The organism is Uliginosibacterium sangjuense, from assembly GCF_059132465.1.
Window position 1 is genome coordinate 3,054,455 of the sequence record NZ_CP101132.1, and the last position, 25,513, is coordinate 3,079,967.

Annotated in this window: 26 protein-coding genes; 20 read left to right on the plus strand and 6 right to left on the minus strand. The window is 66.0% G+C overall.

Annotated elements, in window-relative coordinates:
• Window positions 1-146: 146 nt before the first annotated feature.
• A complete protein-coding gene (locus tag NMB43_RS14035) occupies window positions 147-1,067 on the minus strand; it encodes a LysR substrate-binding domain-containing protein (protein WP_494348784.1) in 921 nt (306 codons plus the stop codon).
• Between the two features lie 152 nt (window positions 1,068-1,219).
• Here NMB43_RS14035 and NMB43_RS14040 point away from each other — a divergent pair, with 152 nt between their 5' ends.
• The 20 genes from NMB43_RS14040 (at window position 1,220) to NMB43_RS14135 (ending at window position 21,068) form a co-directional block, all read left to right on the plus strand.
• The gene (locus NMB43_RS14040; protein ID WP_494348785.1) at window positions 1,220-2,332 is read left to right on the plus strand and encodes a 4-oxalomesaconate tautomerase; all 1,113 of its coding nucleotides are present in this window, start codon (window positions 1,220-1,222) and stop codon (window positions 2,330-2,332) included.
• Window positions 2,333-2,657: 325 nt separating this feature from the next.
• On the plus strand, window positions 2,658-3,683 hold the full coding sequence (locus NMB43_RS14045; RefSeq protein WP_494348786.1) for an amidohydrolase family protein: 1,026 nt from the start codon (window positions 2,658-2,660) through the stop codon (window positions 3,681-3,683).
• A 12-nt stretch (window positions 3,684-3,695) separates the two neighbouring features.
• Window positions 3,696-4,391: a 4-carboxy-4-hydroxy-2-oxoadipate aldolase/oxaloacetate decarboxylase gene (gene ligK, locus NMB43_RS14050; RefSeq protein WP_494348787.1), complete on the plus strand. Its 696-nt coding sequence runs from the start codon at window positions 3,696-3,698 to the stop codon at window positions 4,389-4,391.
• 6 nt (window positions 4,392-4,397) lie between these two features.
• Window positions 4,398-5,324: an NAD(P)-dependent oxidoreductase gene (locus NMB43_RS14055; RefSeq protein ID WP_494348788.1), complete on the plus strand. Its 927-nt coding sequence runs from the start codon at window positions 4,398-4,400 to the stop codon at window positions 5,322-5,324.
• Window positions 5,321-6,253 (plus strand): amidohydrolase family protein, encoded by a 933-nt coding sequence (locus NMB43_RS14060; protein ID WP_494348789.1) that lies wholly within the window; start codon window positions 5,321-5,323, stop codon window positions 6,251-6,253. The genes NMB43_RS14055 and NMB43_RS14060 overlap by 4 nt, the downstream gene beginning before the upstream one ends.
• Before the next feature lie 118 nt (window positions 6,254-6,371).
• On the plus strand, window positions 6,372-6,785 hold the full coding sequence (gene ligA / locus NMB43_RS14065) for a protocatechuate 4,5-dioxygenase subunit alpha (protein ID WP_494348790.1): 414 nt from the start codon (window positions 6,372-6,374) through the stop codon (window positions 6,783-6,785).
• Window positions 6,785-7,651: a class III extradiol dioxygenase subunit beta gene (locus NMB43_RS14070; protein ID WP_494348791.1), complete on the plus strand. Its 867-nt coding sequence runs from the start codon at window positions 6,785-6,787 to the stop codon at window positions 7,649-7,651. Before ligA ends, NMB43_RS14070 begins: the two co-directional genes overlap by 1 nt.
• A 157-nt stretch (window positions 7,652-7,808) precedes the next feature.
• Entirely contained in the window at window positions 7,809-8,771 is a 963-nt protein-coding gene (locus NMB43_RS14075) for a Gfo/Idh/MocA family oxidoreductase (protein ID WP_494348792.1), read from the plus strand.
• A gap of 56 nt (window positions 8,772-8,827) precedes the next feature.
• Entirely contained in the window at window positions 8,828-9,343 is a 516-nt protein-coding gene (locus NMB43_RS14080; protein WP_494348793.1) for a TRAP transporter small permease, read from the plus strand.
• Window positions 9,340-10,662: a TRAP transporter large permease gene (locus NMB43_RS14085; RefSeq protein ID WP_494348794.1), complete on the plus strand. Its 1,323-nt coding sequence runs from the start codon at window positions 9,340-9,342 to the stop codon at window positions 10,660-10,662. The genes NMB43_RS14080 and NMB43_RS14085 overlap by 4 nt, the downstream gene beginning before the upstream one ends.
• 34 nt (window positions 10,663-10,696) lie before the next feature.
• Window positions 10,697-11,734, plus strand: coding sequence for a TRAP transporter substrate-binding protein (locus NMB43_RS14090; protein ID WP_494348795.1), 1,038 nt, complete (start codon window positions 10,697-10,699; stop codon window positions 11,732-11,734).
• Window positions 11,735-11,982: 248 nt separating this feature from the next.
• A complete protein-coding gene (locus tag NMB43_RS14095) occupies window positions 11,983-12,975 on the plus strand; it encodes an aldo/keto reductase (protein WP_494348796.1) in 993 nt (330 codons plus the stop codon).
• Window position 12,976: 1 nt separating this feature from the next.
• Complete coding sequence (gene pobA, locus NMB43_RS14100; RefSeq protein ID WP_494348797.1) at window positions 12,977-14,182, plus strand: 4-hydroxybenzoate 3-monooxygenase; 1,206 nt, start codon at window positions 12,977-12,979, stop codon at window positions 14,180-14,182.
• 153 nt (window positions 14,183-14,335) lie between these two features.
• Window positions 14,336-15,052: a TetR/AcrR family transcriptional regulator gene (locus tag NMB43_RS14105; RefSeq protein ID WP_494348798.1), complete on the plus strand. Its 717-nt coding sequence runs from the start codon at window positions 14,336-14,338 to the stop codon at window positions 15,050-15,052.
• 344 nt (window positions 15,053-15,396) lie between these two features.
• Window positions 15,397-15,936 carry a TRAP transporter small permease gene (locus tag NMB43_RS14110; protein WP_494348799.1) on the plus strand — a complete coding sequence of 180 codons (540 nt, stop codon included), beginning with the start codon at window positions 15,397-15,399 and terminating at the stop codon, window positions 15,934-15,936.
• Window positions 15,937-15,946: 10 nt separating this feature from the next.
• Entirely contained in the window at window positions 15,947-17,227 is a 1,281-nt protein-coding gene (locus NMB43_RS14115; protein WP_494348800.1) for a TRAP transporter large permease subunit, read from the plus strand.
• Between the two features lie 94 nt (window positions 17,228-17,321).
• Entirely contained in the window at window positions 17,322-18,326 is a 1,005-nt protein-coding gene (locus NMB43_RS14120) for a TRAP transporter substrate-binding protein (protein ID WP_494348801.1), read from the plus strand.
• 119 nt (window positions 18,327-18,445) lie between these two features.
• A complete protein-coding gene (locus NMB43_RS14125; RefSeq protein ID WP_494348802.1) occupies window positions 18,446-19,279 on the plus strand; it encodes a shikimate dehydrogenase family protein in 834 nt (277 codons plus the stop codon).
• A gap of 14 nt (window positions 19,280-19,293) precedes the next feature.
• Entirely contained in the window at window positions 19,294-20,187 is an 894-nt protein-coding gene (locus NMB43_RS14130; protein WP_494348803.1) for a 4-hydroxyphenylpyruvate dioxygenase, read from the plus strand.
• A complete protein-coding gene (locus NMB43_RS14135) occupies window positions 20,184-21,068 on the plus strand; it encodes a sugar phosphate isomerase/epimerase family protein (protein ID WP_494348804.1) in 885 nt (294 codons plus the stop codon). Before NMB43_RS14130 ends, NMB43_RS14135 begins: the two co-directional genes overlap by 4 nt.
• A gap of 67 nt (window positions 21,069-21,135) precedes the next feature.
• Here NMB43_RS14135 and NMB43_RS14140 read toward each other — a convergent pair whose 3' ends face one another.
• The 5 genes from NMB43_RS14140 to NMB43_RS14160 form a co-directional block, all read right to left on the minus strand.
• Window positions 21,136-21,462, minus strand: coding sequence for a c-type cytochrome (locus NMB43_RS14140; RefSeq protein WP_494348805.1), 327 nt, complete (start codon window positions 21,460-21,462; stop codon window positions 21,136-21,138).
• 8 nt (window positions 21,463-21,470) lie between these two features.
• Window positions 21,471-21,797, minus strand: a complete 327-nt coding sequence (locus NMB43_RS14145; RefSeq protein WP_494348806.1) for a c-type cytochrome — start codon at window positions 21,795-21,797, stop codon at window positions 21,471-21,473.
• Between the two features lie 139 nt (window positions 21,798-21,936).
• Window positions 21,937-22,488, minus strand: a complete 552-nt coding sequence (locus tag NMB43_RS14150) for an NUDIX domain-containing protein (RefSeq protein WP_494348807.1) — start codon at window positions 22,486-22,488, stop codon at window positions 21,937-21,939.
• A gap of 8 nt (window positions 22,489-22,496) precedes the next feature.
• The gene (nuoN, locus tag NMB43_RS14155) at window positions 22,497-23,975 is read right to left on the minus strand and encodes an NADH-quinone oxidoreductase subunit NuoN (RefSeq protein WP_494352152.1); all 1,479 of its coding nucleotides are present in this window, start codon (window positions 23,973-23,975) and stop codon (window positions 22,497-22,499) included.
• Between the two features lie 47 nt (window positions 23,976-24,022).
• Window positions 24,023-25,504, minus strand: coding sequence for an NADH-quinone oxidoreductase subunit M (locus NMB43_RS14160; protein WP_494348808.1), 1,482 nt, complete (start codon window positions 25,502-25,504; stop codon window positions 24,023-24,025).
• Window positions 25,505-25,513: the final 9 nt, after the last annotated feature.

The following is a 25,513-nucleotide window of genomic DNA, read 5'->3' on the forward strand; positions in this document are numbered from 1 at the left end:
TCAAGCAAGATTCATTCGGAAATCCGTCCTGCCAGGCCCCGCGCGCGTTCCCAGAATGAAAGCGTGAACAGTCTGCCGGCATGGGGAAAAAAAAACCGACAGACCGGAACTGCGACACATTACGCCGCAAAAAGGCACGCCGGAGTTCAGACCGGATGCAGAACCTGTTGCAGGGTCTCGCGGATCAGGTCGAGCGTGATCTGCTGCGTGCGCGTCACCGGGCGCAGCGCGCTGATCGCCGTGTGCAGACGGATCGTCAGCGGCTGCCCGGCCGACGTGAGGATGGCGCGCTGGCGGTAGGCCGAAGGGCGGATCGACTTGCTCACGGCGTGGCGCGACAGGATCGCGCAGCCGGCGCCATCGGCCACCAGGTCGAGGATGGCCGGCACGCCGTCGATCTCCAGCGCAATTTCGGGCTGCGCACCGATGGCCGCCATCTCGGCCTCCACCAGCATTCGAATGGCATTGGGCCGGCGGGGAATCACGAGCGGCAAGGCCACCACGTCGGCAAGGGCGACGGGGGGTGGGGGCGGGTCTTCCTGCAGGCCGGGCGGACGCGCCTCGACCAGCATCAGCTCCTCGTGCGACAGGAACTCGGTCTCCAGGCCCGGCACCGGCCCCGGGTTGTAGAGCAGCACGATGTCGGCATGGCCGTTGAGCAGTCCATCCTGCAGGCCCACCGACAAGCCCTCGCTGATCGACAGCCGCGCTTCGGGCAGGCGCTGGCGGAAGGCACGCGTCAGCGGCACCGTCAGCACGCGCGCCACGCTGGGCGGCAGGCCCAGGGCCACGTGACCGGCCAGGCCGCCGCGCACCCGCGCCAGGTCTTCATGCGCACGCGCCACCTGGTGCAGGATGCCGCGCCCATGCTCCAGCAGCAGCTTGCCCGCCTCCGTGGGGGTCGCCCCCCGTCCATTGCGCGCCAGCAGGGTCTGGCGCAACTCCACCTCCAGCAGGCGCACCTGGCGGCTCAGCGCGGGCTGCGCCACGTCGAGCGCCTGGGCGGCGCGGGTGAAGCTGCCCAGTTCCGCGACGCGCACGAAGTACTCCAGTTGCTTGAGATCCATATAAGGCGTTTCCCGTATACCTGACAGACAGTTATATCACTTTGATATAGCAGCTAGTCGCCCCGTACGCTTTCTGCCGGCCCGCTCGCCTCCCACAATTCAGCCCACAAGCCGCCTCGAAGCGGCGCCCGACAGAGAGGAGACGGCCCGCCATGCGTGCCATTACGCCCAGCAGCCAGACCGCCATCCCGTGCCTGTTCATGCGCGGCGGCACCTCGCGCGGCCCCTTCTTTGCCGCCAGTGATCTGCCTGCCGACATCGCCACACGCGACCGCGTGCTGCTGGCCGTGATGGGCTCGCCGGACAAGCGCCAGATCGACGGCCTGGGCGGTGCGCACCCGCTGACCAGCAAGGTCGGCATCGTGAGCCGCAGCAGCCGGCCCGGCGTCGACCTCGACTTCCTGTTCGCCCAACTGCAACCGGAATCCGACAAGGTCGACACCACGCCCAACTGCGGCAACATGCTGGCCGCCGTGGTGCCCTTCGCGCTGGAAACTGGCCTGGTCGCGCCCCAAGGGGAGACGAGTACCTTCCGGGTGCTGACGCTCAACACCGACATGGCGGCCGACATCACGGTGCACACACCCGACGGCCTGGTCAGCTACGAGGGCGATGCGCGCATCGACGGCGCACCGGGCAGCTCGGCGCCGATCACCATCAACTTCCTCGACACCGCTGGCTCGGTCGCGCCGGGCCTGCTGCCCACCGGACAGGTGCACGATGTGATCGAGGGCGTCGAAGTCACCTGCATCGACAACGGCATGCCGCTGGTGATCCTGCGCGCCAGCGACATGGGCCGCACGGGCTACGAAAGTGTCGACGCACTGAACGCCGACACAGAACTGAAGACACGCCTGGAACGCCTGCGCATCGCCTGCGGCCACGCCATGGGCCTGGGCGACGTGAGCAGCAAGAACTACCCGAAGATGACCCTGGTTGCCCAGCCGCGCGCAGGCGGCGCGATCAGCACGCGCAGCTTCATCCCGCATGTGTGCCACGACGCCATCGGCGTACTGGCCGCCGTCACCGTCGCCACCGCCTGCGTACTGCAAGGCAGCGTGGCCGCCGCCATCGCACGCATGCCGGCCGGCAACCCCAAGACCGTCTCCGTCGAGCACCCGACCGGCGAGTTCAGCGTGGAGCTGGAGACCGATCCGGCCGACCCGCAGAACGTGACCCGCGCCGCCCTGCTACGCACCGCCCGCCTGCTGATGCGTGGGGAAGTGATGGTGCCGCGCAGCGTGTGGGCGGGAGCATCGTCATGAGCCCGCGATCCACACCCCTGTCATTCCTGCGCAGAGCCCGCCCTCGACCTGATCGGGGGCAGGAATCCAGTGTCTTTGGATCGGCTTGTCCGCGCACGAGCGAAAAGCAAAGTCGCTGGGTCCCTGCTTTCGCAGGGACGACGGAGCCGGATTGTGCATCGCCCTCCCCGTCATTCCTGCGAAAGCAGGAATCCAGTGTCTTTGCGAGCCCAGCCAGTCGCCCCCCTCTCCCCCAGCCCCTCTCCCCGCTGGGGCGAGGGGGTCCAGGGCCTGCCGAGCCCGCAGGAAACACCCTGTTCCCCCGACATCAACAGAGAGAACAACAATGATCATCGACTGCCACGGTCATTACACGACCGCCCCCAAGGCGCTGGAGGAATGGCGCAATCGCCAGATCGCCGGCATCAAGGACCCCGCGCAGATGCCCTCGGTGCGCGAGTTGCATATCTCCGATGACGAGCTGCGCGAGTCCATCGAAACCAACCAGCTCAAGCTCATGCGCCAGCGCGGCTCGGACCTGACGATCTTCTCACCGCGCGCGAGCTTCATGGCGCACCACGTCGGCGATTTCCAGGTCTCCGCAACCTGGGCCGCCATCTGCAACGAGCTGTGCCACCGCGTGGCGCAACTGTTCCCGGACAACTTCATCGGCGCGGCCATGCTGCCGCAATCGCCGGGCGTCGATCCGGCCACCTGCATCGCCGAGCTGGAGAAGTGCGTCAAGGACTATGGCTTCGTTGCCATCAACCTGAACCCGGACCCCTCGGGTGGGCACTGGACTTCGCCCCCGCTGACCGACCGCCACTGGTACCCGATCTACGAAAAGATGGTGGAGTACGACATCCCTGCCATGGTGCATGTCAGCACCTCGTGCAACGCCTGCTTCCACACCACCGGCGCGCACTACATCAACGCCGATACCACCGCCTTCATGCAGTGCCTGACGGGTGACCTGTTCAAGGATTTCCCCACGCTCAGGTTCGTCATCCCGCACGGCGGCGGCGCGGTGCCCTACCACTGGGGGCGCTATCGCGGCCTCGCCCAGGAGCTGAAGAAACCGCTGCTGCAGGAGCACCTGCTCAACAACATCTTCTTCGACACCTGCGTCTATCACCAGCCGGGCATCGACCTGCTGACCCGCGTGATCCCCATCGACAACATCCTGTTCGCCAGCGAGATGATCGGCGCGGTGCGAGGCATCGACCCCGAGACCGGCCACAACTACGACGACACCAAGCGCTATATCGACGCCGCCAACATCGAGCCCGAGGCGCGCTACAAGATCTACGAGGGCAACGCACGGCGCGTCTACCCGCGCCTAGATGCGGCCCTCAAGGCACGCGGAAAATAAGGAGCCCTGCAGATGACATCCCTGATGAACCAGCTCGGCGTCGTCAAGCGCAAGATCGAACGGGCCGACCCGGCCGCTGTGGAGAAACTGTCGCGCTACGGCGTGGCCACCGTGCATGAAGCCATGGGCCGCACCGGCCTGATGAAGCCCTTCATGCGCCCCATCTATCCCGGCGCGAAGCTGTGCGGCACGGCCGTCACCATCCTGCTACAGCCCGGCGACAACTGGATGATGCATGTCGCGGCCGAGCAGTTGCAGCCCGGCGACGTAGCGGTGGCGGCCTGCACCACCGACAGCACCGACGGCTTCTTCGGCGACCTGCTGGCCACCTCGTTCAAGGCGCGCGGTGCGCTGGGGCTGATCATCGATGGCGGGGTGCGTGACGTGGATACGCTGCAGGAAATGGACTTCCCGGTCTTCAGCAAGGCGATCAGTGCCAAGGGCACGATCAAGGCCACGCTGGGCTCGGTGAACATCCCGGTTGTGTGCGCGGGCGCGCTGGTGAATCCAGGCGACGTGGTGGTGGCCGACAGCGACGGCGTGGTCGTGGTGCCAGCCGCGATGGCGCTGAAAGTCGCCGAGGCCGCCGAGGCGCGCGAAGCCAACGAAGGCGCCAAGCGTGCGCAGTTCGCAGCCGGCGTGCTGGGCCTGGACATGTACAAGATGCGCGAGCCACTGGAAAAGGCCGGCCTGCGCTACCTGGACTGAACCGCCATGACCTGCCCTGCCCCCCTGCGATGGCGCATCGGCCTCGTCGGCTACGGCGAGGTGGGCCGCATCCTGGCCGAGGACCTGCGCACGCGCAATGTCGTCGTCATGGCCTTCGACCTCAAGCTCGACACGCCGCAGGACGCCCCCCTCCGCCGCCACGCCAACGCCCACGGTGTAGGCCTGCACGCCAGCCATGCCGCGCTGGCACGCGAAGCGGACTGCGTGATCTCCGCCGTCACCGCCAGCCAGGCCGTCGCCGTGGCGCGCGCCTGCGCGCCGGCCTTGCGCCCGGGCACCTGGTTTCTCGATCTCAACTCCGCCTCGCCCGGCGCCAAGTGCGAAGCGGCGCGCATCGTCGAAGCGGTCGGTGCGCACTACGTGGAAGCCGCCGTGATGACCTCGGTGCCGCCCTATCGCAGCCAGGTGCCCATGCTGCTGGGCGGCCCGCACGCGGCGCGCTTCGCGACCCTGCTCGACACCCTGGGCTTCGCGGCGAAAGCAGGCAGTCAGGAACCAGGCGTAGTGTCGGCCACCAAGATGTGCCGCAGCGTCGTCATCAAGGGACTGGAAGCCATGCTGATCGAGAGCTTCAGCGCCGCCCGCCACTACGGCGTGGAAGACGCAGTGCTCGCCTCGCTGGCCGAGACCTTCCCCGGCATCGACTGGGAGAAACAAGGCGGCTACTTCTTCCAGCGCGTGATCGAACACGGCCGTCGGCGCAGTGAGGAGATGCGCGAGGTCGCGCAGACCGTGCGCGAAGCCGGCCTGGAACCCCTCTCCGCCAGCGCCACCGCCGAGCGCCAGGCCTGGATGGCCGAGTTGGCCGACAGCGGCATCTTCGGCGAACGCGGCACACCGGCGTTTGCCCGCAGCCCCGACTGGCGCAGCGAGGCCGACCGCCTGCTCGCCACCCTCAAGGAACGTACATGAACGCCCCCGACACATTCACCAAGACACCCGGCTGGCTGGACTGGTACGCCGGCCCCAGCAAGCCCGCCTTCGTCGTGCCTGCCGGCGCGGTGGACGCGCACTGTCATGTGTTCGGTCCCGGCGCGCAGTTTCCCTTCGCCCCGGAACGCAAGTACACGCCCTGCGACGCGTCCGCCGCTCAGCTCTTCGCCTTGCGCGACCACCTCGGTTTCGCCCGCAACGTGATCGTGCAGGCCACCTGCCACGGCGCAGACAACCGCGCCATGGTCGATGCCTGCCGCCAGTCCGGCGGCCGCGCACGCGGCGTCGCCACGGTCCGCCGCAGCATCACAGACGGTGAGCTGGAAGAGCTGCATGCCGCTGGCGTACGCGGCGTGCGCTTCAACTTCGTCAAGCGCCTGGTCGACTTCACGCCGCGCGACGAACTGATGGAGATCGCCGGCCGCATCGCGCAGCTCGGCTGGCATGTCGTCATCTATTTCGAAGCGGTCGAGCTGCCCGAGCTGTGGGATTTCTTCACCGCCCTGCCGACCACCGTGGTCGTGGACCACATGGGCCGCCCTGACGTCAGCCTGCCGGTCGATGGCCCGCAGTTCGCACTATTCGAGCGCTTCATGCGCGAGCATCCGAACGTATGGAGCAAGGTCAGCTGCCCGGAGCGTCTTTCAGTCAGCGGGCCACGCGCGCTGGAGGGCGAACGGAACGCGTATCGCGATGTCATTCCGTTTGCGCGCCGCATCGTCGAGCAGTTTCCGGACCGCGTGCTGTGGGGCTCCGACTGGCCACACCCGAATCTCAAGGACCACATGCCCGACGATGGGCTGCTGGTCGACTTCATCCCGCACATCGCGGTCACACCGGAGCTGCAGCACAAGCTGCTGGTCGACAACCCGATGCGACTGTACTGGCCGGAGGAGGTGAAGTCGTGAGTCCCACTTCGATTCGTCATTCCCGCGAAAGCGGGAATCCACTCCTGCCCACGCATGGCCCATACAAGTGGATTCCCGCTTTCGCGGGAATGACGGCACATCACATGGAGGCCCTCTGATGCCCCTCGACAAACCCTACCAGGACATCCCCGGCACCACGATTTTCGATGCCGAGCAGTCCCGTCGCGGCTACTGGCTCAACCAGTTCTGCATGTCGCTGATGCAGCCGGAGAACCGCGCCCGCTTCAAGGCCGACGAACGTGCCTATCTCGATGAGTGGGCGATGACCGAGGAGCAGAAGCTGGCCGTGCTGGCGCGCGACCTGAATCGCTGCATCGCAGCCGGCGGCAACATCTACTTCCTGGCCAAGATCGGCGCCACCGACGGCAAGAGCTTCCAGCAGATGGCCGGCAGCATGACCGGCATGAGTGAAGAGGCCTACCGCGACATGATGGTCAAGGGTGGCCGGCCCATCGAGGGAAACCGCTACCAGCATGAGTGGGATGCCAAACAGAAGAAGGAGTCCCGGTAATGGCCCGCATCACCGCCAGCGTGTACACCTCCCACGTGCCGGCCATCGGCGCCGCGATGGACCTGGGCAAGACGCAGGAACCCTACTGGCAGCCGCTGTTCGCCGGCTACGAGTACAGCCGCCAGTGGCTGCGCGACAACACGCCGGACGTGGTCTTCCTCATTTACAACGATCACGCCAACGCCTTCAGCCTGGACTTCATCCCCACCTTTGCGCTGGGCACTGCGTCGCATTACCCGGTGGCCGACGAGGGCTGGGGCCCGCGCCCGGTGCCACCGGCCGAGGGCCATGCCGAACTCGCCGCGCACATCGCGCAGAGCGTGATCATGGAGGACTTCGATCTCACCCTGGTCAATCGCATGCCGATCGACCACGGCTTCACCGTGCCGCTGTCGTTGATGTGCGGCCAGGTGCCGGCCGATGGGCAATGGCCGTTCAAGCTCATTCCACTGGCTGTCAACGTCGTGCAGTACCCGGTTCCCTCGGGCCGGCGCTGCTTCCAGCTCGGGCAGGCGATCCGCCGCGCCATCGAGAGCTATGACGAAGACATCAAGGTGCAGATCTGGGGTACCGGCGGCATGACGCACCAGTTGCAGGGCCCGCGCGCCGGCCTCATCAACCGCGAGTGGGACAACCGCTTCCTCGACCGCCTGATCGCCGAACCCGCCGAACTCGCCCGGATGCCGCACATCGAGTACGTGCGCGAAGCCGGCTCTGAAGGTATCGAACTCGTGATGTGGCTGATCGCGCGTGGTGCGATGGCCGATGTGGCTGGCGGCCCTGCCCCCGTGCAAAAGCATCGCTTCTATCACGTACCCGCCTCGAATACGGCGGTGGGGCATCTGATTCTGGAGGAAAACAAGTGAGCTACCTTCTTCGTCATTCCCGCGAAAGCGGGAATCCACGTCGACGCACAGATTGGTTTTGTCCCGAGAAAGTGGATTCCCGCTTTGCGAGCTTTCGGCATTCGCCGAAATGCCTGCTTACCCCTCTGCGCGGGAATGACGATTTAGGGGAAAGCTGATGTCATCCATCATCAAGATCGCCCTTGCCGGCGCCGGCGCCTTCGGCATCAAGCACCTCGACGCGCTGAAACTCATCGAGGGCGTGGAAGTCGTGTCGCTCGTTTCACGCGAACTGGAAAAGACGCGCGAGGTCGCCGTGAAGTACGACATTCCGCACGTCAGCACCGAGCTGGCCGACAGCCTCGCCCTGCCAGAGGTCGACGCCGTCATCCTGTGCACGCCGACGCAGATGCACGCCGCGCAGGCCATGCAATGCCTGCGCGCCGGCAAGCATGTGCAGGTAGAGATTCCGCTGGCTGATTCGCTTGCCGATGCACAGGCCGTCGTCGCCCTGCAAAAACAAGCCGGTCTCGTCGCCATGTGCGGCCACACGCGCCGCTTCAACCCCAGCCACCAATGGGTACGCCAGCGCATCCTGGCGGGCGAATTCAACATCCAGCAGATGGATGTGCAGACCTACTTCTTCCGCCGCACGAACATGAACGCGCTGGGTCAGCCACGTAGCTGGACCGACCACCTGCTGTGGCACCACGCCGCGCACACCGTGGACCTGTTCGCCTACCAGGCGCGCAGCCCCATCGTGCAGGCCAACGCCATCCAGGGGCCGATCCATCCCACGCTGGGCATCGCCATGGACATGAGCATCCAGCTCAAGGCCGCCAATGGCGCGATCTGCACCTTGTCGCTGTCGTTCAACAACGAGGGGCCGCTGGGCACCTTCTTCCGCTACATCGGCGACAGCGGCACCTACATCGCGCGCTACGACGACCTCTTCAATGGCAAGGACGAAAAAATCGACGTGTCGCAGGTCGACGTGTCGATGAATGGCATCGAGCTGCAGGACCGCGAGTTCGTCGCGGCGATCCGCGAAGGCCGCGAACCGAATGCCAGCGTGGCGCAGGTATTGCCCTGCTACGAGGTGCTGCACCGGCTGGAGCAGCAGCTCTTGGCCAACGGCTGACGCGCGCCCCCCAAAGGCCCTACTACAACGACAAGCGTCACGAAGGAGACAACACAGTGGGTCATTCCATCCCGACCACCGAGGACATGGAGCGCTGGCTGCGGCGCCTGTGCGACGTCAGCGCAGCCGTGGGCGGTGCGGTGCTGATCGCCATCGCCTGCATGACCACGGTGAGCGTGATCGGCCGCGCCTTCTTCGCCCATCCGATCCTCGGCGACGTGGAGCTGGTGCAACTGGGCGGCGCCGTCGTGGTGGCCTCCTTCATGCCCTTCACCCAGATCCACCGCGCCAACATCATGGTGGACTTCTTCACTCACGGCGCGCCACGCCATGTGCAGCGCTGGATGGACTGCGCCGGCACCGCGCTCTACACCCTGGTGATGGCGCTGATCGTGTGGCGCGTGGCCGCCGGCGGACTAGCCATGAAGGAGGCCGGCGAGCGTTCGATGCTGATGGACATCCCGCTGTGGCTGCCCTACCTGCTGATGCTGCCGGGCTTCACCCTGTGCGCACTCATCGGCGCGGTGCAGACGCTGGAACACTGGCGCGACGCGCAGCGAGGTGCTGCATGAGCACCATGTCGATCGGCATCGCCGTCTTCGGCTTCATGCTCGTGCTGATGGCGGTGCGCATCCCCATCGCCATCGCGATGTTCGTGCCCGGCGCCGTAGGCTACATCGTGCTCTCGGGCTGGAGCCCGCTGCTGGCCCACCTGAAGGGCGCGGTCTATGGCCGCGTGTCGGTGTACGACCTGTCGGTGATCCCGCTGTTCATGCTGATGGGCGCTTTCGCGGTGCAGGGCGGTTTGTCGAAGGCGCTGTTCGACTTCGCCAATGCGCTGCTCGGACGCTTCCGTGGCGGCATGGCGATGGCCGGCGTACTGGCCTGCGCGGCCTTCGGCTCGATCTCCGGCAGCACGGTGGCGACCACCGCCACCATCGCCCAGGTGGCCTACCCCGAGATGCGCCGCATCGGCTACTCCGGCCGCCTGGCCACCGCCGTGCTGGCCACCGGCGGCACCATGGGCGTGCTGCTGCCACCCTCGGTGACGCTGATGGTGTACGCCATCCTGACCGAGCAGAACATCACCAAGATGTTCCTCGCCGCCTACGTGCCGGCCTTGCTGGCCGCCATCGGCTACCTGATCGCCATCGCGCTCGTCGTGCGCATCAATCCCGAGCAGGCGCCGGCCGCGCGCGCCGTGCCCCCTGGCGAAGTGCTGCGCAGCGCCTTGGGCGTGTGGCCCATCCTGGCGATCTTCCTGGTCGTGTTCGGCGGCATCTACGGCGGTCTCTTCACCGCCACCGAGGGTGCTGCCATCGGCAACCTGCTGACCTTCGCCATCATCGCGCTGCGCGGCGAGATGAACTACACCCGCTTCGTGGTGGCGGTACGCAACGCGGCGCAGACCAGCGGCATGATCTTCCTGATCTTCATCGGCGCCGACATGATCAACGCCACGCTGGCGCTGTCGCAACTGCCCGGCCAGCTCGCCGACCTCGTGGCCCACATGCAGATCTCGCCCGTGGTCGTGATGGGCTGCCTGATGGTGTTCTACATCCTGCTCGGCTGCGTGATGGACGAGATGTCGATGATCCTGCTGACGGTGCCCACGCTGTTCCCGGTCATCATGGGCATGGACTTCTTCGGTCTCGCCCCCGGCGACAAGGCCCTGTGGTTCGGCATCCTGATCCTCACCGTGTGCGAGATCGGCATGATCTTCCCGCCCGTGGGACTGAACGTCTACATCATGAACGGGCTCGCCAAGGATGTACCGATGGCGCAAACCTACAAAGGCGTCATCCCCTTCCTGGCCACTGACGGCATCCGCCTTTCCCTGCTGATCACCTTCCCCACGCTCGCGCTGTGGTTGGTGCACCAGCTCACCTGACCCAGCGCCACCACCCACAGTGAGGAGAACCACGATGAAGAACAGTCTGCAACACATCCGCGCAGCACTCGCCCTCGGCGCGCTGTGCCTGGCCCCGGCTGCACTGGCGCAGGAAGTCACGCTCAAGCTGCACTACTTCCTGCCGCCCAGTTCCTTCGCCAACACCCTGCTGCTGCAGCCCTGGTGCGACAAGATCGCGGCCGAGTCGGGCAACCGCATGAAGTGCCAGAGCTACCCCTCGATGCAACTGGGCGGCACGCCGCCGCAACTCATCGAGCAGGTGCGCGACGGCGTGGCCGACGTGATCTGGACCCTGCCCGGCTATACCGCCGGCCGCTTCCCCTCGCTGGAAGCCTTTGAGCTGCCCTTCATGATGCAGAACCCCGAAGCGACCTCCAAGGCGCTGTGGGACTACGCCCAGCAATACAGCCAGGCGGAGTTCAAGGACGTGAAGGTGCTGGCCCTGCATGTGCACGGCGACGGCGTATTCCACATGACGAACAAGCCGGTCAAGACCATGGCCGACCTGCGCGGCCTCAAGCTGCGCGCACCCACGCGCATGACCAACAAGTTCCTCGCCATGCTGGGCGCCACGCCGGTCAGCATGCCGGTGCCGCAGGTGGGCGACGCGCTGTCCAAGGGCGTCATCGACGGCGCGGTGGTGCCTTACGAAGTGGTGCCCGCGGTGAAGATCCAGGAACTGGTGAAGTACCACTCCGAAACCGACCCGAGCGAACCCGCCTTCTACACCTCCACCTTCGTGCTGGCGATGAACAAGGCCAAGTACGACTCGCTGCCGGCCGACCTCAAGAAGGTGATCGACAACAACAGCGGCATCGCACTCTCCGGCATGGCGGGCAAGGCCTTCCTGCAGGCCGACGCGGAGGGCAAGAAGCTCACCACGAAGAACACCACCAACGTGATCCCGTCCAGCGAGCTGGCTGCGTGGAAGAAGCTTGGCGACAAGCAGGCCGCCGACTGGGTGACCGAGATGAATGGCAAGGGCTTCAAGGGCCAGGAGATGCTGGATGCCGCGCGCAGCCTGATCGCCAAGCACGCGGCGGCGAAGTAGCCGAGCTGCCCGTCATTCCTGCGCAGAGCCCGCCCTCGACCTGATCGGGGGCAGGAATCCAGTGGCTTTCCGTGGAGCCTGTTCGTACGCAAAGGCAAAAGCAAAGTCACTGGGTCCCTGCCTGCGCAGGGACGACCGCAATTGGCCCCCTCGCCACACTTTCCGTCATTCCTGCGCAGAGCCCGCCCTCGACCTGATCGGGGGCAGGAATCCAGTGCCGTTCTCCCCACCACCATCAGCGCGCCACCATGTCGACCCCCACCCGCCTCCTTGCCGGCCACACCGTCCCGCCTATCGGCCTGGGCTGCATGAATCTCAGCCATGCTTATGGCACGCCCCCCGGCGAGGACGAAGCCACGCGCCTGTTGCTGCACGCCCTGGACCTCGGCGTACGCCATTTCGACACCGCCGCGCTGTACGGTTTCGGCGCCAACGAGATGCTGGTGGGGCGCGTGCTGGGGCCGCACCGGCACGAGATCTTTCTCGCCAGCAAATGCGGCATGCAGGGCGTGGACGGCAAACGCGTGATCGACGGCCGCCCCGCCACGCTCAAGGCCACCTGCGAGGACAGCCTGCGCCGCCTGCGTACCGAGCACATCGACCTCTACTACCTGCACCGCTGGGACAAGCAGGTCCCCATCGAGGACAGCGTGGGCGCGCTGGGCGAGCTGGTGCGCGCGGGCAAGATCGGCGCCATCGGCCTGTCCGAGGTCTCCGCCGCCACGCTGCGTCGCGCCCACGCGGTGCACCCGATCGCCGCGGTGCAGTCGGAGTACTCGCTGTGGACGCGCAACCCGGAGCTGGGTGTGCTGGCCACCTGTCGCGAGCTGGGCGTGAGCTTCGTCGCCTTCAGCCCGTTGGGGCGCGGCTTCCTCACCGACGCGCCGCCCGATTACGCCGCGCTCGATGCCAAGGACATCCGCCGCGGCATGCCGCGCTTCGAGCCCGTTCACCACGCACGCAACTTAGTGCTGCTCGAGCAGTTGCGTGCGCTGGCCCGCGTAGCCGGTTGCACGCCAGCCCAACTCGCCCTGGCCTGGCTGCTGGCACGCGACGACTGCCTGCTGGCCATTCCTGGTACGACGCAGCCGGGCCATCTCGAAGAAAACCTGGGCGCGCTGTCGCTGCAGCCAGACGCCACCTTGCTACGCGCGTTGGACACGATTTTCACCCCGTCCCACATCAGCGGCGCGCGCTACAACGCGGCCACCCAGGCCGAGATCGACACCGAGGAGTTCTGACATGAGCCCCAGTTCAGTCCACCGCCCGCGCACCCAGGTCGCCATCATCGGCGCCGGCCCCTCGGGCCTGCTGCTCGGGCAACTGCTCCACCGCGCCGGCATCGCCAACGTGATCATCGAGCGCCAGAGCGCCGAGCACGTGCTGGGGCGCATCCGCGCCGGGGTGATCGAACAGACCACGGCCGACGCGCTGGACGCCGCCGGCGTGGGCGAGCGCATGCACCGCGAAGGGCTGCCACACGACGGCTTCGAACTGTGCGTGGACGGCCGGCGCCACCGCATCGACCTCGCCGCGCTGACCGGCGGCAAACACGTCACCGTGTATGGCCAGACCGAGATCACGCGCGATCTCATGGCCGCGCGCGAAGCGACCGGCCTGCCCACCTGGTACGAGGCCCAGGGGACGGCCATCCACGACTTCGACGGCCCGCACCCCTACGTCAGCTTCAAGCAAGGCGGCGTCGAGCACCGCCTCGACTGCGACTACATCGCAGGCTGCGACGGCTTTCATGGCGTGTGCCGCGCCAGCGTGCCGGCCGGTGCCATCCGCAGCTTCGAGAAGGTCTATCCCTTCGGCTGGCTGGGCCTGCTGGCCGACGTTCCGCCGGTGTCCGACGAACTCATCTACGTACGCAGCCCGCGCGGCTTCGCGCTGTGCAGCATGCGCTCGAAGACGCGCAGCCGCTATTACCTGCAATGCCAACTGGGTGACGGCGCCGAGCAATGGAGCGACGAAGCCTTCTGGGCCGAGCTGCGCCGCCGCCTCGACCCCGAGGCCGCCGAGCGCCTGGTCACCGGCCCCTCCATCGAGAAGAGCATCGCCCCGCTGCGCAGCTTCGTCGCCGAACCGCTGCGCTTCGGCCGCCTGTTCCTGGCCGGCGACGCCGCCCACATCGTGCCGCCCACCGGCGCCAAAGGGCTGAACCTCGCCGCCTCCGACGTGCAGTTCCTGTCCGCCGCGCTGATCGAGCATTACCAGGAACATAGCGACGCCGGGCTGGACCACTACTCGCAACACGCGCTGGCCCGCGTGTGGAAGGCGGAGCGCTTCTCCTGGTGGTTCACCTCGTTGATGCACAATTTCCCCGAGGGCGGCGGCTTCGGCGAACGCATGCAGGAGGCGGAACTGGCCTATCTGTTCGACTCGCAGGCCGCGCAGCGCACGCTGGCGGAGAACTATGTCGGCTTGCCGCTGATCGCGCACTGACGAGTTCGCAGCCCTCTTCACCCCCTGGGAGGCTCGACTTCCCCTCTCCCGAGAACGGGAGAGGGGAACCCGGCCCCTTCGCTCCGCGTTCCGCAGCGGACTCTGCAAGCCAGCCTGCTGCGTGCCGCGCAGGCTTGCGCCTATACTGCGCGAATGGACCAACCAGTACATTCGCGCCGCCGACCCAGCAGCGGAACCGCCACAGGCAAGCCGGACAAGGTGCGCACACGTCCGTCCGCCGCTACGCCGACGACCCGCACCAACGACCCGGAGCGCACACAGCGCGAGATCCTCGCCGTCGCCACCGCCGAGTTCGCCGCCAAAGGGCTACAGGGCGCCCGCATCGACGCCATCGCAGACGCCACGCGCACCAGCAAGCGCATGATCTATTACTACTTCGGCAGCAAGGAGGGGCTCTACCTCGCGGTGCTGGAGGAGTCCTACCGCAGCATGCGCAGCATCGAGGGTGAGCTGCACCTGGCCGACCTCGCGCCGGAAGCCGCGCTACGCCGCCTGGTCGCCTTCACCTTCGACCACCACTGGAGCCACCAGGACTACATCCGCCTGGTCATGTCGGAGAACATGAACCAGGGCCAGTATCTGCGCCAGAGCAGCAAGATCCAGCAGCTCAACGTGCCCGCCATCGCGGCCATCCGCGAGCTCTACGAGCGCGGCGTCGCCAGTGGCGTGTTCCGCCCCGGCCTCGATGCGCTGGACATCCACGCCTCCATTTCGGCGCTGTGCTTCTTCAATGTCTCCAACCGCTACACCTTCGACCTGATCTTCAAGCGCGACGGTGAATCCCCCGCCGTCTACGAGGCCCGCAAGGCCAGCGTGGCGGAGATGGTGGTGAGGTTCGTGCGGGCGTGACGTACAGGCCATAGCTGAAGCCCACCAGATGACATCGGTCCGCGCTCGCTCAGACAAGCGGGAGGGCCTGCATTTCCGGGGGCGTACGCCTACCCGATTGCGCGCCCCACAGGCCTGCACGCGGCCACCGACATCCTGATCCGCCGCGCCTCATGCGCCGCAGCATGGCTACGCCTCCGGGTAATCGCTGATGGCGAGAAAACTAACCAGTTCGTACATTGTATTCAGCGATGTGGAAAAGCCCCGCTGCCGCGCGCCTGCCTGATGGGCGCGCCAGTCTTCCACGCCGCTGAGAGGCCCCCGACGAGGCGGCCCGATCATCACTCGACAGGAGACGGAAGGACATGCTCAACAGGATGCTTGCGGTGCTGTGCCGCTGGCTGGACACACTGGCCGGCCTACTGCTGGCCGTGATGGTGGTGCTGGTGTTCGGCAACGTGGTGCTGCGCTACGCCTTCAATTCGGGCATTGCCTTGTCGGAGGAGCTGTCACGCTGGCTCTTCGTGTGGGTCACCTTCCTGAGCGCGGCGGTCGCGCTGCGCGAGCGGCGCCACCTGGGCACCGACGCTTTGGTGGGGCGCCTGCCCCGCCCGCTGCGCAAAGCCTGCCTAGTGCTGTCCTGCCTGCTGATGCTGTGGGTCGACTGGCTGCTGTTCGAGGGCTCGCTGGCCCAGGTGAAGATCAACTGGACCACCTCCAGCCCGGTGATGGAAATACCGGTCGCCTTCTTCTACGCCTCTGGCATGGCCTTCGCGATCCTCGCCGCACTGATCCTGCTGGCCGACCTGCTCAAGCTGCTGAGCGGCCAGGTCACCGATGCCGATCTCTTGCTGGTGCAGGACACCGAAGAGCTGCAGCACCAGACCATCGTGAGCCGGCGCTGAGGAGGCCGCGATGACCATTGCCATCTTCCTCGGTTCGCTGCTCAGTGCCATCGCGCTGGGCATTCCCATCGCCTTCTCGCTGCTGCTGTGCGGTGCTGCGCTGATGTGGCACATGAACATGTTCGACGCACAGATCCTGGCGCAGAACGTGATCAACGGCGCTGACAGCTTCCCGCTGCTGGCGGTGCCCTTCTTCATGCTGGCAGGTGAATTCATGAACGCCGGCGGGCTGTCGCGCCGCATCGTGAATCTGGCCATGGCGCTAGTCGGACACGTCAAGGGCGGGCTGGGCTACGTCGCGATCGTGGCGGCCTGCATCATGGCGGCCCTGTCGGGCTCGGCGGTGGCCGATGCGGCCGCATTGTCGGCCCTGCTGCTGCCGATGATGGTGGCGGCCGGCCACGACAAGGGGCACTCGGCAGGCCTGATCGCCTCGGCCGGCATCATCGCGCCGGTTATTCCGCCCAGCATCGCCTTCATCATCTTCGGGGTGACGGCCAATGTGTCGATCTCGAAGCTGTTCCTGGCCGGCATCTTCCCCGGCCTGCTGCTGGCGGCCTCGCTGTGGTTCACCTGGTGGTGGGTGAGTCGGCGTGAGCAGGTGACCCCGCCGCCGCGCAAATCGTCCGCTGAAATCCGCTTCGCGCTGCGCGAGGCCTCATGGGCGGCCGTGATGCCGGTGATCGTGGTGGTCGGTCTCAAGTTCGGCATCTTCACGCCCACCGAGGCCGCCGTGGTGGCGGCGGTGTATGCGATGTTCGTCTCGCTGTTCATCTACGACGAACTCGGCTGGGACCAGGTGCTGCCGCTGTTCGTCTCGGCCGCCAAGACCAGCGCGGTGATCATGTTGCTGGTGGCGGCCTCGATGGTCTCTGCCTGGATGATCACCGTCGCCCAGTTGCCGGCGCAACTGGTCGAGCTGCTGCAGCCCTTCCTCGACAACCCCAAGCTGCTGCTGTTCATCATCATGATCGTGGTGATGCTGGTCGGCACCGCGCTCGACCTCACCCCCACCGTGATGTTGCTGACCCCGGTGCTGATGCCACTGGTGCGCGCCGCCGGCATCGACCCGGTGTACTTCGGCGTGCTGTTCATCATCAACAACGCGATCGGCCTGATCACCCCGCCGGTCGGCACGGTGCTCAACACGGTGGCCGGCGTCGGCAAGGTGAGCCTGGACCGCGTCACGCTGGGCGTGCTGCCCTTCATGTGTGCGCAGTTCGTCGTGCTTTTCCTGCTGATCCTCTTCCCTCAACTGGTGATGGTGCCGGCACGCTGGCTCATTGGCTGAAACACGAGCCGGCCGCGTGACCGACGCCGCGGCCAGCCCCTTCCAACAAGCGTCGGTCCCGACGGTGGATCGTCAACCCAACAGGAGATTCAACATGAAGCGATTGTTCCTCAAGTCGATGCTGGCCTCGCTGCTGCTCGCCGCCTTCGGCACGGTAGCCGCGCAAGACATCAGCGAGCGCAGCTTCAAGCTGTCGCAACAGAACCCCAAGGGCCACCCGCTGGTCACCGGGGCCGAGAAATTTGCCGAGCTCGTGGCCGCCAAGTCCGGCGGCAAAATGAAGGTGAACCTCTTCCCCGGCGGCACGCTGGGCAGCGACGCGGCCAACGTCAGCGCGCTGCAGGGTGGCACCATCGACATCGTGGTGCTCAACTCGGGCATCCTCGCCTCGCAGGTGAAGGATTTCGAGATCTACGACTTCCCCTTCCTGTTCGCCAATCCGAAGGAGGCCGATGCGGTCGTCGATGGCCCGCTGGGCCAGCGCCTGCACGCCAAGCTGATGGACAAGGGCATCGTCGGCCTGGCCTATTGGGAGCTGGGCTTCCGCCAGCTCACCAACAGCAAGCGGCCCGTCACCAAGGTAGAAGACATTGCCGGCCTCAAGCTGCGCGTGATCCCCAACGCGATCAACGTCGACTGGGTCAAGGCGCTGGATGCCAACCCGACTCCGCTGGCCTTCCCCGAGCTGTATGCCGCATTGGAGCAGAAAGCCGTGGATGGGCAGGAGAACCCGCTCAGCGTGATCCTCGCCAACAAGTTCGCCGAGGTACAGAAGTACGCCACGCTGACCAATCACCAGTACAACCCGCAGTCGATGATCTTCAGCAAAAAGGTCTGGGACGGCCTGTCCGCCACCGAGAAGAAGATCCTTCAGGACTCGGCCATGGAAGCCGCCAAGTACCAGCGCCAGGTCTCGCGCGATGCCGCCGCCAGCACGCTGGACCAGTTGAAGAAGGCCGGCATGCAGATCAGCGAATTCCCGCCTGCCGAGCTGGCCAAGCTGCGCGAGCGCATGAAGCCGGTGATCGACAAGCACGGCGCGGGCATTCCGGACACCGTGAAGGAAATGCTGGCCGAGCTGGACAAGCTGCGTAAGTGAGATTCAGCCACTAAGCCGCATCCTCTCCCGGCGCGAGCCCCCTCTCCCGCGAGCGGGAGAGGGTTGGGGAAAGGGTTCACCACAAAGCCGTCAGACACAGATCGCACAGGCCACACCCCATGATCCGCGGATCGACCTCCCTCATCGCTCACATCGGCTACCCGACGCACACCTTCAAGTCGCCGATGATCTACAACCCCTGGTTCGAACATGCCGGGGTGGATTGTGTCGTGGTGCCGATGGGCTGTCAGGCACCCGACTACCCTGCCCTGCTACGCGCGGTGTTCTCGCTCACCAACATCTGCGGCGCCCTGATCACCATGCCGCACAAGGTGACCACCCTCGGCCTGATCGACGAAGCCAGCCCCGCCGCGCTGATCGCCGGCGCCTGCAACGCGGTACGCCGCCTGTCCGACGGCCGCCTCGTCGGTGACATGTTCGACGGCGAAGGCTTCGTGCGCGGCATCCGGCGCAAGGGCTTCGACCCGCGCGGCAAACAGGCGCTGGTGCTCGGCTGTGGCGGAGTCGGCTCGGCCATTGCCGCCTCACTGGCAGCGGCCGGCGTGGCCAGCCTGGCGCTCCATGACCCCCAGACAGAGCCGGTGCTGGCACTCACCCAGCGCCTGCAGCACCACTACCCGCAGGTGCGGGTCAGCGCTCACGCCCCGGACCCGCAGGGCTTCGACCTGGTGGTCAACGCCACGCCACTGGGCATGCGCGACGACGACCCCCTGCCGCTGGACCCGGCTCGCCTGGCCCCCAGCACCTTCGTGGGCGAGGTAGTGCTCAAGGCTGCGCTGACCCCACTGCTGAAAGCTGCACTGGCGCGTGGCTGCCGCGTGCAGATCGGCGCCGACATGCTGTTCGAGCAGATTCCCGCCTACCTGGAATTCTTCGCCCTGCCGACGACCACGCCGGAAGCCCTGCGCGCCCTGGCGCAACTGGATAGCTGATGCAAGGAGCCCACATGCACGCCGCCACCGACCGCGAGAACATCCCCGCCACCCCAAACCCGCTGGGCATCGCCGGCATCGAATTCATCGAGTACGCCACGCAGCAACCGCAAGCCCTGGGCCAGGTCCTGGAGCAGATGGGCTTCCGCCCCGTGGCGCGCCATCGCTCACGCGAGGTCACCCTGTACCGCCAGGGCGAGATGAACCTGGTGGTGAACTCGCACCCCGAGGACGCGCGGGTCAGCGCCACCGCTGGCGGCGCTCCACTGATCTCGGCCGTGGCCCTGCGTGTGGCCGACGCGCGCGCCGCCCACCTCGCCTGCCTCGCGCTGGGTGCGTGGGACGTGCCCAGCCATGCCACCGCCATGGAACTGCACATCCCGGCCATCCACGGCCCGGGTGGCAGCCGCTTCTACTTCGTCGATCGCTGGCGCGACTTCTCGATCTACGACATCGACTTCACCCCCATCCCCGACGTCGATCCGCACCCGCCGGCCATTGGCGGCATGCGCTACTTCGGCGTGGTGCAATACGTCGGCAGCCACCGCAGCGCGGACTGGATGTACTACTACGAACGCCTGTTCGGCTTTGCCGGGATTCCCGACGAGCAACGCTTCGGCGTGATGCCCAAAGGCAAGCTGATGAAGAGCCCCTGCGGCAGCTTCCTGTGGCAACTGGTGGAGCCCTTCCCCTGGGATGACGACGAGGACATGACGCAGGAATGCCTGCAGCGCATCGGCCTGGGCGTCGCCGATGTACCCGAGGTGGTTCGTCAGTTGCAGGCGCGCGGCGTGGGCTTCGTCGATGGCAGCGAACTGCATCCCGACGATCGCGGCGCACTCACGCGCAGCGTGCTGGGCTCGGTAGCCTTCGAGCTGGTCCACCAGGTCGGGCAGGATCAGTCATGAGCGCGCTCGACGGTTTCGGCATGGACACCATCACCCTGGCCGGCCCGCTGGAGGCCAAGCTGGCCGCCATGCGCGCGGCCGGCTTCTCCCAGGTCATGCTCAGCGCGCGTGACATCGTGGGGCATCCCGACGGCCTGGAAGCGGCAGTCGCGGCGGTGCGCGCGAGCGGATTGCGCCCCACTGGCTTCCAGGTACTGCGCGATTTCGAGGGGCTGTCCGAACCCCTCCATGGTTACAAGCTGGAGGTCGCGCGCGCGATGCTGGAGATGTGCGCCGCACTGGGCAGCCGCGTGCTGCTCGCTTGCTCCTCGGTGTCGCGCCACGCCACTCAGGATATGGACACCCTGGCGCGCGATCTGCGCAAGCTCGCCACCCTGGCCCTGCCGCTGGGCATCAAGGTCGCCTACGAGGGGCTGTCCTGGGGGCGCACCATCAACGAGTTCACCACCGCCTGGGACCTCGTGTGCCTGGCCGACTGCCCCAACCTGGGCTTGGGCCTGGACTCGTACCACATCTTCGCCGCCAAGACCCCGCTGGACAGCATCGAGGAGCTCGACCCGGACCGCATCTTCCTCGTCCAGCTCTCCGACTTCATGTGGCAGGAGACGCAAAGCTTCGAGGACCGCATGACCACCGCGCGCACCTTCCGCGTGTTCCCCGGCGAAGGCGCGCACAGCGCGGAGCTGGCCGACCTAGTAATCCGTCTGGAGCAGCTCGGCTATGCCGGCGACTACAGCTTCGAGGTCTTCAACGACGACTACCAGCAGTTGCCGCTACCCACGGTCGCCGCGCGCGCGCGACGCAGCGCACTGTGGCTGCGCGACGACGTGCTGCACCGGAGCGCACCCTTGCCCGCCTGGGTCGCCCAGGTTGGTAGCTGAGCAGTCGCCAAAAAAGGAAAAACCGGGCTTGGGCCCGGTTTTTCTTGGCTGCGCGACGGGCAGGCCCTCAGCGCTTGACCGACAGGCCCTGTTGACTGGCGTAGAAGGCCGCCAGGTCCTCGATGTCCTGCGCGGACAGCGGGGCCGCCATGCCCTTCATGATCTCGTTCTTGCGCGCGCCCGACTTGTAGCCCTTGAGCGCCTGCTGCAGGTAGTCGGCGTGCTGGCCTGCGAGCTTGGGATAAAGCGGCAGCGGGCTGTTGCCATCGGGGCCATGACAAGCGGCACAGGCCGCAGACTTGGCCTTGCCATTGGCGGCATTGCCGGCCGCATGAACCGGCGCGACGACCAGGGTGGTGGCCAGGAGCAGGCCGAGGGAGACGGAGGTCTTCATACGGATGCTCACTTTTTCACCTGCGCGTAATAAGCCGCGATGTCGGCCATGTCCTTGTCGGACAGGCTCGCTGCGATGCTGTTCATGTCGGGATGCTTGCGCTCGCCGCTCTTGTAAGCCTTGAGGGCCGCCACGACATAGGCCGCGTGCTGACCGCCCAGCTTGGGCACGTTGTAGGTCTCGGGGAAAGTCGTGCGGTAGCCAGGAATCCCGTGGCAGCCGGCGCATAGCGCCACCTTCTTCTCGCCACTGCGCGCATTGCCGTCCGCTGCCTGGGCACTGCTCGCAACGGGCAGGAAGGCCGCACACAAAAGCAGAAATGCCGTGTGTTTCATGTTTCCTCTCGTTGGTGTCGAGGCCACTCAGGTTGCGGCCCGTGTTTATTGATATGTGCAGGGATTCTAACAGGCAGCACGGGCAGTGGAAGCAGGCGCGTGCGCCCTTGCTGCCGCAATCGCCTGCGTGCCGGGCGACTCAGTCCGCCGCCAGCGCGGCGCGGGCGAAAAACAGGGCGGTGACCGACTTGGCGTCGGTGATGCGGCCATCGAGGACGGCACGACAAGCCTCCTCGCAGGACAGCTCCACCAGTTCCAGGAATTCGCCTTCATCCAGGCGCTGCGGCCCGGCGCTGAGCTGGCGCGCGAGGAAGATCTCGATGCGCTCATCGGAGTAACCAATGCACGGGTGCATGGTGCCCAGATGCTGCCACGAGGCGGCGGTATAGCCGGTCTCCTCTTCCAGCTCACGCTGGGCACAGGTCAGCAGACTCTCGTTCGGATCGAGCTTGCCGGCCGGCAGTTCGAGGAACACCCGGCCCACCGGGTAGCGGAACTGACGCTCGAACAGCAGCACGCCGGGCGCCACCTCGGGGATCACGACGCAGGCACCCGGATGCTTGATGTACTCGCGGAATGCTTCCTTGCCGTCGGGCAGGCGCACACGGTCACGGTAGACCTTGAGCAGCTTGCCGTCGAACACCTGCTCGCCGTCGATGCGCGTCTCGGTCAGGCCTTCGTCCATCTTCATGCCGGCACTCAGATCGAGGCGTTGATGATGTTGACGCACAACTGCATCAGGCGCCCGGGGAACAGACCCAACAACGCGATGGCCAGCACATTGAGGCTCAGCACCACGCGCATGCCCAGGCCGCCCTGCAGCGAGCCACTGTCGGTCGGCTCATCGAAGTACATCAGCTTGACGATGCGCAGGTAGTAGAAGGCGCCGATCAGCGACATCAGCACGGCCAGCACGGCCAGCCACAAGCGGCCGGTGGTGATGACGGTTTGCAGCACGAAGAACTTGGAGAAGAAGCCGACGAAGAACGGGATGCCGGCCATCGAGAACATCACGATCGCTGCCATCGCGGCCCACCAGGCGCTGCGCTGGTTCAAGCCCTTGAAGTCGTCGATGTTCTCCGCTTCGAAGCCCTTGCGCGACAGCAACAGCAGCACGCCGAACGAGGCCAGGCCGGTCAGCGCATAGGTCACCACGTAGAACAGCGAAGCGCCGTAAGCGTTGTAGATGCCGCCGCGGTCGCCCCCCGTCATGACGCCGGACACCAGACCCAGCAGCATGAAGCCCATGTGCGAGATGGCTGAGTAGGCCAGCATGCGCTTGAAGCTGGTCTGTGCGATGGCCGCCAGGTTGCCCAGCACGATGGAGGCCACGGCGGTGAACATCAACATCTTCTGCCACTGTTCGGCCAAGTCCCACAGGCCGATGGCGAGCAGGCGGAAGGTCATGACGAACGCGGCCAGCTTGGGTGCCGTGCTGATGAACAGGGTCACCGCCGAGGGCGCACCGTCATAAACGTCGGGAATCCACATGTGGAAGGGCACCACGCCCAGCTTGAACGCGATGCCGGCGACCAGGAACACGACGCCGAACATCAGCACCGTGCGATTGGCCTGTTGTTCGAACAGCGCGCCGTAGACGCCCACGATGTCCAGGGTCTGGGTCGCCCCGTAGATCATCGAGATGCCGTACAGCAGCAGACCGGAAGACAGCGCACCGAGGACGAAATACTTCATGGCTGCTTCGGTGGAGCGGGCGGAATCGCGATTGATCGCCACCAGCGCGTAGGACGACAGCGACAGCAATTCCAAGCCCAGATAAACCGTCAGCAGGTTGCCCGCGGTGATCAACACCATGATGCCCAGGGTCGCGAACAGCACCAGCAGATAGTACTCGGGCGTCTCGATGCGGCGATCCGACATGTAGCGGCGGCCGTACAGCAACACCAACAGCACCGCGAAGCAGGCCAGGCTCTTGAGCACCGCGCCCATCGGATCGTTGATGAACATCTGGCCGAAAGTGAAACCGATGCCGGCACCGGTCAGCACCGGCATCAGGGACAGCACGGCCGTCATCAGCAAGGCGATCTGGCTCAGCCAGAAAGCGGCACTGCTCGCGGTGCGCTTGAGGAATGAGATCAGCAGCAGGATCAGCAGCGCCGCTGAAGCCAGGAAGAGCTCCGCCAGGGCGGGGCCGAAATCGGGGATCTGGAAATCCATCATGTTCGTATGCTTGCTCGGTTGCGCCGAATATCGTGCCGGATCGCTTACAGCTTGCCCTGCGCCACATGGCGCAGCAGTTCATTGACCGAGGTGTGCATCACCTCCGTCACCGGGAAGGGGTACAGACCCATGGCCAGCACGCAGACGGCCAGCACGGCCAGGAATGCGAACTCGCGCTTGTTGATGTCGGTCAGCTCGGCCACATGCGCATTGGCCACGGCGCCGAAGACCACGCGCTTGTACATCCACAGCGTGTAGGCCGCACCGAGCACCAGCGTGGTGGCCGCCGCGAAGCCGACCCAGAAGTTGTATTGCACCGCCCCCAGGGCGACCATGAATTCGCCCACGAAGCCACTGGTGGCCGGCAGGCCGGCATTGGCCATGGCGAACAGCATGAAGAAGGCGGCGAACTTGGGCATGGTGTTCACGACGCCGCCGTAGTCGGCGATGTTGCGGCTGTGCATGCGGTCGTAGAGCACGCCGATGCACAGGAACATGGCGCCCGACACGAAGCCGTGCGAAATCATCTGCACCAGTGCGCCTTCCACCCCCAGCGGGTTGAACATGAAGAAGCCCAGGGTCACGAAACCCATGTGCGAGATCGAGGAATAGGCCACCAGTTTCTTCATGTCGGTCTGCACCAGCGCGACGAAGCCGATGTAGATGACCGCGATCAGCGACAGCGTGATCATGAAGGGCGCCATGGCCTGGCTGGCATCCGGCAGGATCGGCAGCGAGAAGCGCAGGAAGCCGTAGGCGCCCAGCTTCAGGGCAATAGCGGCCAGCACCACCGAACCGCCCGTGGGCGCCTCGACGTGCGCGTCCGGCAACCAGGTATGCACCGGCCACATCGGCACCTTGACCGCAAACGAGAGCAGGAAGGCCCAGAAGATCCAGGTCTGCGCGCGCTCGCCCAGTTGCAGTTGGTGCCACTCCAGGATGTTGAAGCTGCCGCCCGAGTTCTGGAACAGGTAGATGAAGGCCAGCAACATCAGCAGCGAGCCCAGCAGCGTGTAGAGGAAGAACTTGATCGCGGCATACACGCGGTTGGGGCCGCCCCAGATCCCGATGGCCAGGTACAGCGGAATCAGCGAGGCCTCGAAGAAGACGTAGAACAACACGCCATCGAGCGCAGAGAAGATGCCGTTCATGAGACCGGACATGATCAGGAAGGCCGCCATGTACTGCGCCACCTTGGTCTGGATCACCTCCCACGCGGCCACGACCACGATCACCGTGATGAAGCTATTGAGCAGCACGAAGGGCATCGAGATGCCGTCCACGCCGATGTGATAGTTGACGCTGAAGTACTCGATCCACGGCACGTTCATCACGAACTGCATGGCCGGCGTGGTGGTATCGAAACCGGTGTAGAGGGGAATCGTCACCAGGAAGCCGGCCAGCGCCACCATCAGGGCAATCAGCCGTGCCACCTTCGCATTCTTGTCGCTGCCGGTCACGAGCGTCAGGAGCCCCCCGAGGATGGGAATCCAGATCGCCAGGTTGAGGTAATTGACCGCACTCATCATTGTTTC